The 12,811-nt window shown below is 66.6% G+C and carries 9 protein-coding genes; 3 read left to right on the forward strand and 6 right to left on the reverse strand.

Going from position 1 to position 12,811, the window contains the following annotated elements; translation table 11 throughout:
- Window positions 1-110: 110 nt before the first annotated feature.
- Complete coding sequence (locus I6F38_RS26705) at window positions 111-980, forward strand: sugar ABC transporter permease (RefSeq protein WP_092085065.1); 870 nt, start codon at window positions 111-113, stop codon at window positions 978-980.
- Window positions 977-1,828 (forward strand): carbohydrate ABC transporter permease, encoded by an 852-nt coding sequence (locus I6F38_RS26710; protein ID WP_016843362.1) that lies wholly within the window; start codon window positions 977-979, stop codon window positions 1,826-1,828. Before I6F38_RS26705 ends, I6F38_RS26710 begins: the two co-directional genes overlap by 4 nt.
- A 114-nt stretch (window positions 1,829-1,942) precedes the next feature.
- On the opposite strand, the gene I6F38_RS26715 is transcribed toward I6F38_RS26710, so the two are convergent.
- From I6F38_RS26715 to I6F38_RS26725, 3 genes are read right to left on the reverse strand one after another with little or no spacing between them, the layout of a single operon-like run.
- On the reverse strand, window positions 1,943-2,758 hold the full coding sequence (locus I6F38_RS26715) for an ABC transporter permease subunit (protein WP_225162427.1): 816 nt from the start codon (window positions 2,756-2,758) through the stop codon (window positions 1,943-1,945).
- Complete coding sequence (locus I6F38_RS26720; RefSeq protein ID WP_225162428.1) at window positions 2,758-3,672, reverse strand: ABC transporter permease subunit; 915 nt, start codon at window positions 3,670-3,672, stop codon at window positions 2,758-2,760. The genes I6F38_RS26715 and I6F38_RS26720 overlap by 1 nt, the downstream gene beginning before the upstream one ends.
- On the reverse strand, window positions 3,669-4,769 hold the full coding sequence (locus I6F38_RS26725; protein WP_225162450.1) for an ABC transporter ATP-binding protein: 1,101 nt from the start codon (window positions 4,767-4,769) through the stop codon (window positions 3,669-3,671). Before I6F38_RS26725 ends, I6F38_RS26720 begins: the two co-directional genes overlap by 4 nt.
- A 295-nt stretch (window positions 4,770-5,064) precedes the next feature.
- Here I6F38_RS26725 and I6F38_RS26730 point away from each other — a divergent pair, with 295 nt between their 5' ends.
- Window positions 5,065-6,294, forward strand: coding sequence for a tetratricopeptide repeat protein (locus tag I6F38_RS26730; protein WP_225162451.1), 1,230 nt, complete (start codon window positions 5,065-5,067; stop codon window positions 6,292-6,294).
- Between the two features lie 157 nt (window positions 6,295-6,451).
- Here I6F38_RS26730 and I6F38_RS26735 read toward each other — a convergent pair whose 3' ends face one another.
- The 3 genes from I6F38_RS26735 to I6F38_RS26745 form a co-directional block, all read right to left on the reverse strand.
- Complete coding sequence (locus I6F38_RS26735; protein ID WP_225162429.1) at window positions 6,452-7,918, reverse strand: glycerol-3-phosphate dehydrogenase; 1,467 nt, start codon at window positions 7,916-7,918, stop codon at window positions 6,452-6,454.
- 325 nt (window positions 7,919-8,243) lie between these two features.
- Complete coding sequence (locus I6F38_RS26740) at window positions 8,244-9,767, reverse strand: ABC-F family ATP-binding cassette domain-containing protein (protein WP_225162430.1); 1,524 nt, start codon at window positions 9,765-9,767, stop codon at window positions 8,244-8,246.
- 354 nt (window positions 9,768-10,121) lie between these two features.
- Window positions 10,122-12,809, reverse strand: a complete 2,688-nt coding sequence (locus I6F38_RS26745) for an EAL domain-containing protein (RefSeq protein ID WP_225162431.1) — start codon at window positions 12,807-12,809, stop codon at window positions 10,122-10,124.
- Window positions 12,810-12,811: the final 2 nt, after the last annotated feature.

The following is a 12,811-nucleotide window of genomic DNA, read 5'->3' on the forward strand; positions in this document are numbered from 1 at the left end:
AAGAAGCTGGTCATCGGCAATAACGAAAGCTGGTGGTTATGGGTCCCTGCTTTCGCAGGGACGACAAGTAGGCGTAGGCGCAAGCGGTAGCTTGCTCAAAGAGTAACCGAATGGCGATCACACTCTCCGCATCCGATGTCCCCTCGCCGCCGTTGTCGGCGCGGCTGTCGCCGCCGCAGGTCTGGGGCATCGTGCTGCTCGCGCCCTATCTGCTCGTCTTCCTCGCCTTCGTGGTCTATCCGGTCGGCTACGGCCTGTGGCTGGCGCGCCATCCGGCGAGCTATGTCGCGCTCTATCACGACCCGATCTTCGCGCGCGCGGCGGTCAACACGCTGATCTTCCTGGTCATCGGCATCAACATCAAGATGCTGATCGCATTGTTCCTGTCCGGCTTCTTCGCCCAGCAGCGGCCGTGGATCAGGTGGCTGTCTGTCATCTTCATCCTGCCCTGGGCGGTACCCTCGATCCCGACCATCCTGTCGGTGCGCTTCATGCTCAATCCGGAATGGGGCGTGGTCAACCAGCTGATCTTCAAGTTCACCGGCGACGACGGCCCGAACTGGCTGAACGATCCCTCGGTCGCATTGGCGATGGCGATCGGCGTGCACATCTGGAAGTCGCTGCCGTTCTGGACGCTGATCCTGCTGACCGGGCGGCTCGCCATCTCGCACGATCTGTACGAGGCCTCCGACGTCGACGGCGCCAATTGGTGGCAGAAATTCCGCTACATCACCTGGCCGTCGATGCAGACGCTCTACGTCACCTGCACGCTGCTCTCGATGATCTGGACGCTCGGCGACTTCAACAGCGTCTATTTGCTCACCGGCGGCGGGCCCGCCGACCTCACCCACGTGCTGTCGACCCTCGGCATCCGCTATCTGCGCCTCGACCAGCTCTCGCTGGCGATGGCCTCGATCGTCTGCGCGATGCCGTTCGTGCTGCCGCTGGTCTATTACATGATGAAACGGTTGTCGCGATGAAGCTGCCCACCCTCCGCGAAGTCGGCACCGAAGCCAAGCTGCTCCTGATCGGCATCCCGGTCTTCATCTGGACCATGATCCCGATCTACCACATGTTCGTGTTCGCGATCTCGCCCAAGGAGGACGCGTTCTCCGGCAAGCTGTGGCCTACGCATCCGACGCTGCACAATTTCGAGATCGTGTTCAACCAGCAGCACTACTTCCTGCGCGACTTCTGGATCCAGTTCTGGAATTCGACCGTGATCGCGCTCGCGGTCGGCGCGCTGACGCTGTTCGTCGCCACAGCCGCCGCGTTCTCGATCTCGCGGCTGCGCGTGCCGGGCGGCCGCGCCGTCATGAACATGGCGCTGTTCACCTACTTCATTCCGGCCGCGTTCCTCGCCGTGCCGATGTACCGCACCATGGGCAATTACGGCCTGCTGAACAATCACTGGTCGCTGATCCTCGCGATGGTGACGATCGCCGCGCCCTACGCGATCTGGGTCCTGAAGCAGGCCTCCGACAAGCTGCCGGTCGAGCTCGACGAGGCCGCGACGATGGACGGCGCCACCACGCTGCAGCTGTTCCGCCTGGTCTATGTGCCCTTGATGATGCCGTCGCTGGTCGCGGTCGGCACCTACGCGATCCTGCTCGCGTGGAACGAATATCTCTACGCCTTCCTGCTGCTGTCGAAGGACACCGACATCACGCTGCCGGTCGCGCTCGGCAACTTCCTTGCCGCGGACGACTCGCCATGGGAGCTCCTGATGACCACCGGCTTCATCTACGCATTGCCGCCGGCTGCGGTCTATTACGCCTTCAAGCGCTACATGGTGGGCGGATTGACCGCCGGCGCCGTCAAGTCGTGACGCGCTGTCATTCCGGGATGGTGCGCTAGCACCAGACCTCAGATGCGCAATTGCGCATCGGGGAATCTCGAGATTCCGGGTTCGATGTTTCACATCGCCCCGGAATGACGGAAACTACAGCGGCGCGGCGCTCTCGCCGCGCGCGCTCGACAGTTTCGAGGCGAACGAGGCGATCACGATGATCACGGCGATCAGTGCGATCACCAGCGTGCAGATCGCGTTGATCTCGGGCTTCACGCCGAGCCGGACCTCGGAATAGATCCGGATCGGCAGCGTCGCCGAGCCCGGGCCGGTGGTGAAGCTCGCGATCACGACGTCGTCGAGCGACAGCGTGAAGGCCAGCATCCAGCCGGCCACGATCGCCGGCACGATCAGCGGCAGCGTCACCAGGAGGAACGCCCGGACCGGATTGCAGCCGAGGTCCATCGCTGCCTCCTCCAGGCTGCGATCGAGCGTGGCGAGGCGCGACTGCACCACGACGGTGACGAAGCACATCGTCAGCGTGGTGTGGGCGATCGTCACCGTCCAGAAGCCGCGCTCGGCATTCAGCGCCACGAACAAGAGCAGCAGCGACAGGCCGGAGATCACCTCGGGCATAACCAGCGGCGAATACAGCATGCCGGAGAACAGCGCCCGCCCCCGGAACCGCTCACCCCGCGCCAGCCCGACCGCCGCCAGCGTGCCCAGCAGCGTCGCCAGCGTCGCCGACACCGCGGCGACCGACAGGCTCATCCACGCCGCCTCCAGCATGGCGCGGTCGCCAAAGAACTCGCGGTACCAGCGCAGCGACCAGCCGCCCCACACCGTCACCAGCCGCGAGGCGTTGAACGAGTAGATCACGAGGATGACGATCGGCAGATAGAGGAAGGCCAGCCCGAGCGCCAGCGACGTCATGTTGAAGCGGGTGAGCCTGGTGACGGGGCGCGCCATCAGCGGTTCGCCTCGAGCTGACGCCGCTGCAGGCGGTCGTAGAGCACGAGCGGCGGCACCAGCAGCAGCAACAGCGCGATCGCGGCGGCTGACGCCACCGGCCAATCCTTGTTGGTGAAGAACTCGAGCCACAGCGTCTGCCCGATCATCAGCGAGTTGGAGCCGGCGAGCAGATCGGGGATCACGAACTCGCCGACAATCGGAATGAAGCAGAGCAGCGCGCCGGCGCCGACGCCGGGCAGCGACAGCGGGAATGTCACCAGCCAGAACGCCTGCAACGGCGAGGCGCCGAGATCGCCCGCTGCCTCCAGCAGCGACGCGTCCATCCTGGAGAGCGTTGCATAGAGCGGCAGGATCATGAACGGCAGATAGGAATAGACGATGCCGAGATACATCGCGCTGTCGGTCGACAGCCAGACCACCGGCGCGGACACGATGTGCAGCGCCAGCAGAACCTGGTTGAGCAGGCCGTCATGTTGCAGGATGTTGATCCAGGCATAGATGCGGATCAGGAACGAGGTCCAGAACGGCACGATGACCAGCATCATCGCCACGCCCTGCCAACGCTGCGGCAGTCGCGCCATGCCGTAGGCAATGGGATAACCGATCAGGAGCAGGATCAGCGTCGCGGTCACCGCGACGACGAGGCTGCGCAGATAGGACAGGATGTAGAGATTGTCCGAGATCAGCAGGCGGAAATTGTCGAACGACAATTGCGCGAACGCCGCGGCCAGCGCGGCGCGGCCTTCGGTGAAATCGAACACCGGCGTATAGGGCGGCTGCGCGATCGCGGTCTGCGACAGGCTGATCTTCAGCACGAAGCCGAACGGCACCAGGAAGAACAGCACCATCCACAGATAGGGCGCGATCGCGGCAAACCGCGCCGGCCGGGCGAAGATGCGGCGCGCGCTCATTGCTCGAGCACCAGGCAATCGTCGGCGGTGAACCATGCCACCACGCGCTGGCCGGCGAGATAGGCATCGACATCGAGCCGCGCGGTGTTGGCCATCGACGAGCGCACCACCGCGCCCGTCTCCAGCTTCACCCGGTAGCTCGTCACGCCGCCGAGATAGTTGACGTCGGTGACGACGCCCTCCAGCCGGTTGATCGCCTGCGACGCGCCGCCGTCCGTTGCCGGCGCGCGGCGCGACAGCTTCACCTTCTCGGGGCGGATCGCGACGGCGACGACCCGCTTGGTCACCGGCGGCCACAGCTCGCTGACCGCGAGGGTGCCTGCATCAGCCGTCGCGACCGTCAGGCGCCCGTTCTCGCGGGACGTGACCTCGCCGTTGAACAGATTGATGTCGCCGACGAACTCGGCGATCCAGCGCGAGGCCGGCGCCTCGTAGAGATTGCGCGGGGTGGCAACCTGGACCAGACGGCCGGCATCCATCACCCCGATGCGGCCGGCCATCGTCATCGCCTCCTCCTGATCGTGGGTGACGATGATGAAGGTCATGCCGAGCCGACGCTGCAGCTCCATCAATTCGGCCTGCGTGCTCTCGCGCAGCTTCTTGTCGAGCGCGGCGAGCGGCTCGTCGAGCAGCAGCACCTGCGGGCGCCGCGCCAGCGAGCGCGCCAGCGCGACGCGCTGCCGCTGTCCGCCGGAGAGCTGGTCGGGCTTGCGCTTCTCCATCCCCTCGAGCTTGACGAGCGCGACCATCTCGGCGACGCGGGCCGCGATGTCGGCGCGCGCCATGCCGGCACGCTTCAGACCGAAGGCGATGTTGTCGCGCACCGACAGATGCGGGAACAGCGCGTAGTTCTGGAACATCATGTTGACGGGCCGCTCATGCGGCAGCACCTGGGCAATGTCGCTGCCGCCAAGCAGGATGCGGCCCTCGTCCGGCGTCTCGAAGCCGGCGAGCATGCGCAGCAGCGTGGTCTTGCCGCAGCCGCTCGGGCCGAGCAGCGCGAAGAATTCGCCGGCGCGGATATCGAGCGAGAGCTTGTCGACCGCGCGGAAATTGCCGAACGACTTGGCGACACCCTCGATCCGCAGCAGCGGCATGTCCGAGACGGCCGGTTCAGGCAACGGCCTTGCCGCCTCCGCACTCGCTTCGCCCGATGTCACGTCCGTCAGCCCCGATTCCCCGTAAGGTCCGATTCTGGCGGCAAGCTAGCGGCGGATCGCCACCGGCTCAACCGCCTCAAGAACATCTCCCGCAATATTGTCGGCGTCCGCGCCTCTGCTAGACTTCGCAGCCAAATTCGAGGGGCAACCGATGATTCACGACCGCTACGGCCTGCCGCTGACGACGAGCTCGGACCGCGCCGCCGCTTATTATGTCGACGGCGTCGATCGCATGCTGGCGGCGCTGCACGGCGCCGATGCGGCGTTCGAGGCCGCGATCGCCGAGGACCCCGATTTCGCGACGGCCCATGTCGGCCGTGCCCGCGTGCACCAGCTCAACATGGAAGGCGCCAAGGCCCGCGCCAAGGCGGCCGATGCACGGCAGCTGGCCGCGGCCGCAAGCCCGCGCGAGCGCCAGCACATCGAGATCATCGCGTCTGTGATCGAGGGCCAAGGCAAGAAGGCGATGGCCGCGGCCGAGCAGCATCTCAGCGAATATCCGCGCGATGCGCAGGTGCTGTCGCTGTTGCTCGGCGCCTTCGGCCTCTATGCGTTCTCCGGCCGGCCCGATCATGACGCCGCGCGGCTTGCCGTCTGCGAGCGTTACGCCGGCGACTATGGCGACGATTGGTGGTTCCTCACCTATCTCGGCTGGTCGAAGACCGAGGCCGGCGATGTCGTGTCCGGCCGCGCCATCACCGAGCGCGGCTATGCGCTGAAGCCGGAGAACGCCGGCGCCGCGCACGCGGTCGCGCATGCGTTGTTCGAGCAGGGCGACGCGGCGGAAGGCCGCAGCTTCCTTTCCGCCTGGCTACCGGCGAATGATCGCACCAGTTTCCTGCAGGGCCATCTCGCCTGGCACCTGGCCTTGATTGCGATCGAGGAAGGCGATGCCGACAGCGCGCTCGACATTTACGAGCAGCACATCAAGCCGGCGGGCCGGCCCTATCCGCCGCTCAATATCTTCACCGACACGGCCTCGCTGCTGTGGCGGCTGACGGTCGCCGGCAAGACCGGTCTCGAGCAGCACTGGAAAGAGGTCGCCACCTATGGCGACGGCTACTTCCCGAAGGCCGGCGCGCATTTCGCCGACGTGCACCACGCGCTGGTCGCAGCCACGACCAACAACGACGCGCTCGAGGCGCGGCTGGTCGAGATGGCCACGCGCGACGCCGACGGCAGGCTGGCGCCCGGCCCCGCGGCGATCGGGCTCGGCCGCGGGATCGCGGCCTTCGCCGCCGGCGATCACCACGACGCCGTGCGCATCCTTGCGCCGCTGATGCCCGAACTGGTGCGGATCGGCGGCAGCCATGCGCAACGCGAATTGTGGGAGGACACATTTATCGTCGCATGCCTGCGCGCCGGCCAGGGCCGGCAGGCAACGAGCCTGATCTCGGAGCGGCTGCATCGCCGTCCGTCCCGGCGCGACCTCGCCTGGTCACAGGAGGCTGCCCGGCAATAGCCGCTGCTCGAGCTCTCCTCCTTCCCCCTGAAAGGGGGAAGGTCGGGATGGGGGTCCGGCCGCATACGACGGTGCGTGCGGAGAGAGCAGATCCCCACCCGCTTTGCTCTGCGAGCAAAGCGACCTCCCCTTTGCAAGGGGAGGTTTGAGAGCTGCGCTAATCCATCTTCGCCATGAACGCCGCGAGCGCGTCGCGATCGGCTTGCGGCATGATCAGCCCGAGCTTGGAGCGGCGCCACAGGATATCGTCGGCAAAGCGCGCCCATTCCTTGCGCATGAGGTAGCGCACCTCGGCGCCGGTCAGTTCGGGTCCGAACGCCGGGCCAAGATCGGCCTTCTCTTTGGCGTCGCCCAGAACATCCCTGACGTTCAGCCCATAGGCGGCCACCAGCCGCCGCGCCTGCGCCTCGCCGAGGAAGTGCCAGCGGTCGCGGGCGATGTCGACCTCGGTCTCGAAGCGCTGCCACGCGAACTCGCCGCCCGGCAGCGGCGCCGTTGCGGTCCAGCGCGGCGTCATCGGATAAAACCGCGTGAACTCCGACACTGCCCGCTCGGCGCGGCGCCGCGCGGTGGTGACGTCGCCGCCGAAGGTCGTGAGCAGCGGCGCCTTGCCGCGCCTGATATCGAGCAGCGCTGCGCCATCGCTCATGTGCCGGCGCGCGGGCACGAGCACGGAATTGGCACCGGAGACGGTCCGCAGCACATCGACTGGAGCGATCTGTTCGCGAAAGTAGCGATTGGCGGCGTCGCAGAGATAGGCCTCCTCGCGCACACCAATTGCGACCACCGCCGGATCACCCTTGAAGGGATGACTGACGCTGCCGATCAGGGTGAAGTCGCGCTCGTAGGGACTGGCGAAGATCAACCGGCCGTCAGGGTTCTGAAACACATAGACGTTGTCGCAGTCGAACAGGCGGCGCACCACGATCTGGCTGATCTGCACGGTCGCAAGCTGCGGCGCGGGCACGCGCAGCACGATGTCGGCGACCGAAGCGGTCCACGCGCCGGTCGCGTTGACCAGCGCCCGCGCCGTGATCGCCCGCCGGTAGCCGCGGTCGATCGCGACCAGCCGCCAGGTCTCGCCGCGCTCGGCCCGGGTCACGCGCGCGCCGGTGCGGATATCGGCGCCGCGCGCTGCGGCATCGACGGCGGTGAGCACGACGAGCCGGGAATCGTCGACGACGCAGTCGGAGTATTCGAACGCGGTTCCGAACGGCCGCTTCAGCGCATTGCCGACGGGATGGTGGGTGACATCGAGCGTTGCCGAGCGCGGCAGACCGCTGCGCGAGGTCAGCCGCTCGTAGAGCAGCAGCAACGACCGCAACTGCCACGGCGGCCGCTCCTCGGCATGAGCAGGGATCACGAAGCGCACCGGCCGCACCAGATGCGGCGCAATGCGCAGCAACACGTCGCGTTCCCTCAGCGCCCGGCGGACGCGGAAGAACTCCCGCCGTTCCAGCCCGGCCAGATCGCCATGGACCAGCCGCGGCGAAGCCTGCGATGCGCCGGAACCGAGATCGCCCTGCTCCAGCAGGATCACGCGCAGGCCGCGGCCGGCGGCATCACGAGCAATGCTCGTGCCGTTCAGGCCACCGCCGATGATCGCGACGTCGTAGTCCGCCATGCGCAACGCCTATCGCATTTCAATGCGAACAAAAGACGGGTTCGCACGAAAAATGCGTCAAGGCGCGGCGCTGGACTACATGATGTCCGGGTGAATCACGGCACACTCACCTTCCCGCTTGCGGGGGCGATCGTACGTTTGCACGATTTCGGAATATTGGAATAATGCCCCTGAGTTGCCCGACATGTCAAGTGGCCTGCTCGAACGCCGGCCGCCGCCGGCTACTTTGCATGGGGTTGTTTTCGATATTTTGGCAGCGCTCCTCCTGCGACGGCCCCGCAAGCGGGAGAGGCACACCGTCTTCGCGACGGCTATCCATCACGCGCTAATCCGCACCGGCCGCAGCAAAGAACTGTTCCGGTCCATCGACCTCGATCAGCTTCCTGCCTTCGATCACCCAGAACCGGTTGGCCACCGTGCGCACGAACTGGCGGTCGTGCGACACCAGGAGGCAGCTGGCCTGCTGTTCCATCAACTCGTCCTCCAGCGTCTCCTGGCCCTCGATGTCGAGGTGGTTGGTCGGCTCGTCGAGCAGATAGAAGTTCGGCTGGGTGAGCCGCAGCACCAGCATGCCGAGGCGGGCCTTCTGCCCGCCCGACAGCCGCCCGATCGGTCGGCCCTGCATCTCGATCGAGAGCCCGGCACCGGCGAGCAGGCCGCGCGCCCGCTGATCGCCGACCTCGAAGCGCCGCGTCAGCATGCGCATCGGCGTGTCGCTATCGGCGAGATCGGCCAGCGCCTGGTCGCAATAGCCAAGCACCAATGACTCGGTAGCCCGGATCTCGGCCGGTGCCGCTGCGGCATTCTCGATCGCCAGCCGCAGCGCCGCGACAAAGCGGGTCTTGCCGGCGCCATTCGGCCCGAGCAGCGCAATCCGGTCGCCCTTGCAGATGAACTGCTGGCCGGTCCTGAACAACAGCCTGCCGTCGGGTGTGGCGATCCCGGCGTTGTTCAGCCTGATCAGGACCCTGGCATGGGTGTCGCGGTTGGCGAGCCGGATCGTTCCGGCCGAGCGTTCCAGATGCGCGGGCTTCGCCGTCTCCTCCAGTCTCTCGGCGCGCTGCTTCAATTGCCTGGTCTTCGACAGCAGAAGGTCGCTGCCGGAATTGATGCCGAGGTTGTTGAGCTTCGCGGCCTGCTGCCGGAGCTGCCGCACGGCCTTCATGTCGCGTTGATAGCGCCGCTCGTCCGAGGCATCGAATTCGTCGAGCGCGGTACGCGCCGCGGTGTAGGGCAGCGAGAACAGCTGCGACCGCTCCGGGCGCAGGAACAGCGTCCGGTTGGTCGTCGCATCGAGAAAGGCGCGATCGTGGCTTGCGATCACCACCGGCATCTCGCGCGGCAGCGCGTTCAGCCAGCCCTCGAGCCGGCCGATCTTCGCGAGGTCGAGATGGTTGGTCGGCTCGTCGAGCAGCAACACGTCGGGCTCGGTCACCAGCACGCGGGCGAGCACCGCAAGCCGCAACCATCCGCCGCTCAGCTGCTTCAGCGGTCTCGTCCACAGCTCCTCCGGCACCTCGAGCGATTGCAAGGCGACGTCGACCCGCCAGCCCTCGCTGGCGCGCTGCTCGCCGGGAAGCGCCTCGAGCACGGCGGCATGGAACGGCGTATCCAGCAGTCTTGGCGGCGCATCCTGCTCGACATGGCCGACGGTCAGTCCGCGCGCGCGGGTGATGTCGCCCTCGTTGGGCTCCATGCGGCCGGCGATACAGCGCAGCAGCGTGGACTTGCCGCGGCCATTGGCGGCCACCAGCCCGATGCGGTCGCCGGCATTGACGACGAAATTCAGTTCGGAAAACAGCGGCGCGTTCAGCGTCACGCCGAGATTGCGGACATTGATGAGGGTCACGATCGTTCTCTGGTCTTGCCGGCGATCACGACGACATCCAGAGGCATCCAGCCATCATAGGATGTGCGTGTCGAAGCGCGGCGAGGGATTGATGTGCAGGCGCGAACGCTCAAGCGTTCGACGCCGCACGGCCACGAAGGGCAGACCAGGAAGGATTTAGCGCGAGTTTCCGGTCAGCCCTGCAAACGCATCTGCAGGGCGTTGACGGGGCCACGCTTGAGGTGGGGATCGGTGTATCTCGCCACGACGCGGCCCTCCTTTCTCGGCTGAAATGATGTGGTGGGCCGAGATGTAGCCGGACGTGCAGCGGATGGCAAGCACAGCCGGCCGTGCCGGCCCGCCCATTCGGGGCAGTTACCCGGCTCTGCGCACGGTTTCGGCAAGCTGGTCGCCACCGACCAGCGCGGCAAATTGACCGATCGGGGCCGGCCTGCCGATCAGATAGCCCTGCACCGCGTCGCAGCCTTCTTCGGCGAGAAAGTCGAGCTGCGCCTCGGTCTCGACGCCTTCGGCGACGATCGACATTTCAAGGCCGTGGCCGAGATCGATCACCGCGCGCACGATCGCGGCCGATTGCGGGTTGCGGCCGAGATTGATGACGAAGGCGCGGTCGATCTTGATTTTGTCGAACGGAAACGCCTGCAGGTAGCTCAGCGAGGAATAGCCGCTGCCGAAATCGTCCATCGAGATGCGGACGCCGAGCGCCTTCAGCCGCCGCAGCAGCGACAGGCCGCGGTCGAAATCCTCGATCAGCACGCCCTCGGTGATTTCGAGCTCGAGCCGGTCCGGCGTGAGCCCGGTCTCGAGCAGGATCGAATGCACGAGGCCGACGAGGTCGCCATGGGTGAATTGCGCCGGCGACAGGTTCACCGCGACCTGCAGCGGGATCGCCCAGGAGGCGGCCTCCCGGCAGGCTTCGCGCAGAATCCATTCGCCCATCTCGACGATCAGGCCGCTTTCTTCCGCAAGCGGAATGAAGTCGCCGGGCGGCACGAAGCCGCGCACCGGATGGTGCCACCGCGCCAGCGCCTCGAAGCCGATGATCTGGCTGGCCGCCACGCTGCCGCCCGCGGCGGCCTGCGGCTGGTAGTAGAGCGACAATTCGCCATTCTTGATCGCGACCGACAGCTCCTGGTGCAGCACGCGGCGATCGCGAATCTGCTGGTCCATCTCCGGTTCGAAGATCGAGATCGTGCCGCGCGACTTCGCCTTGGCGCGAAACAGCGCCGCGCCGGAATTGGCCAGCAGCGACGCCGCGTCGGATCCGTTGTCCGGGAACACCGCGATCCCTGTGGTGAGGCCGGTCCGCACCGACTTGCCGTCGATCAGGAAATCCTGCCCGAGCGCCTCGGCGGCCTGCTCGGCCAGCGCGATGCCGGCGACCGGCTGCTTGCCGTCGATGATGAGGCCGAATTCGTCGCCGGACAGCCGCGCGACCACGCCGCCGCGTGCCACGGCCTGCAAGCGCTGCGCGACCTCGATCAGCACCTTGTCGCCCATCGCGTGGCCGTAGACGTCGTTGATCTCCTTCAGCCCGTCGAGATCGACGCAGAGCACGGCGAACTCCTCGTCGGTGCCGTCGCAGGCCTCGATCATCTGGGTCAGCGCCTGCAGGAAGGCGGCGCGGTTCGGCAGATCGGTCAGGCCGTCATGATAGGCCATGTGGGCCATCCGCGACTCGGTCTGGCGCCGGTCGGTGACGTCCTCATGGGTCTTGATCAGATATTGCGGCTCGCCGACATCGTCGAGCACGGTCATGCGGCGGGTCAGGAACAGCCGCAGGCCGTCCTTGGTCGAGATCGGATGCTCCTCGGCGATCATGCTGCGCTTCCTGATCGCGGCCTCGTCGCGGGCGATGATCAGCTTGGCTTCACGCGCATTGAAGATGTCGGACGCGGTCAGGCCGGCGGCGTCCTCGCGGCGGCGATTGAGGATCGTCTCGGCGCTTCGGTTGGCCAGGAGGTAGCGGCCGTCGCTGACCCGCTGCACGATCAGTGAGACCGGGATGTTGTCGACCACGAGCTCGAGGAACTTCTTGTTGTTCTCGAGCTCGCGCGACAGCGAGCGGCGATCGGTGACGTCCTCGAACAGTGCGATCAGGAATTCCGGCTCGCCGGCCTCATTGCGGGCGATCACGCGGTTGGAGGCGAGGATCCGCTTGTCCGAACCGCGTTCGACGAAGAATTCGCTGCGGTGATAGCCTTCCGCCGCGTTCAGCGCCGCGCGGTCGGCGGTGTCGATGCTGGCGGCGGTCTCGGGGCGGAAGATCTCGTCGGCGCGCTTGCCCACGATGTGATCGCGCGAGAAGCGCGAGAAGCGCTCGAATGCGCGGTTGGCGAAGATGTAGCGGCCGTCCTCGATGTTCTTGGCCGCGACGCAGACGGGAACATTGTCGAGCACCGATTCCAGGAATTGCGTGGTCGAGGCGAGCTTGCGCGACAGCTTGCGCTGGTCGGTGCAATCGAGATGGGTCGCGACCGAGCCGCCGTTCGGCAGCGGAAAATACTTCACCAGCACCGACCTGCCGCCGGGCAGCTCGGTAACCAGTCCCTCGGGCGCCGCGGCCTTGGCGAAGAAATCCTCGGCGCTGAGGTCGAGCACGCCGCGGTCGCGGCGCAGTTCCAGCAGCTCGACGCCGGTCATGTTGCGCCTGATGTCGGCGCGTGACAGGCCGTAGATGTCGAGATAGCGGTCGTTGCAGAACACGATGCGCTCCTGCGCATCGGTCATCACCACGCCCTGGTTCAAATGGTTGAGGGCCGACGAGACGAAGGCGTTGCGCCGCAATTGCGCGCGCTTGGCCTTGCGCAGCGCCGAGAGGATCCACAGCCCAACCGCGCCGAAAAAGGACGCTACCACCACGCTGCCGATCAGGAGCTCCCAGACCACGCCGGGATCGAGGCTGCCCAGATAGCTCGACGGCGCGAACGCGCCGGTGCCGGCCCGGGCTGCAGCGCACGGCGCGACGGCGGCGATCAGGCAGAGCACGGCCCTTGCCGGAATCGAATTCTTCCCGCCCGCCTGCACCTTCCTGCCAGCCATCG

The sequence above is a fragment of the Bradyrhizobium sp. BRP56 genome, from assembly GCF_020194035.1.
GTDB classification, from domain to species: domain Bacteria; phylum Pseudomonadota; class Alphaproteobacteria; order Rhizobiales; family Xanthobacteraceae; genus Bradyrhizobium; species Bradyrhizobium australafricanum.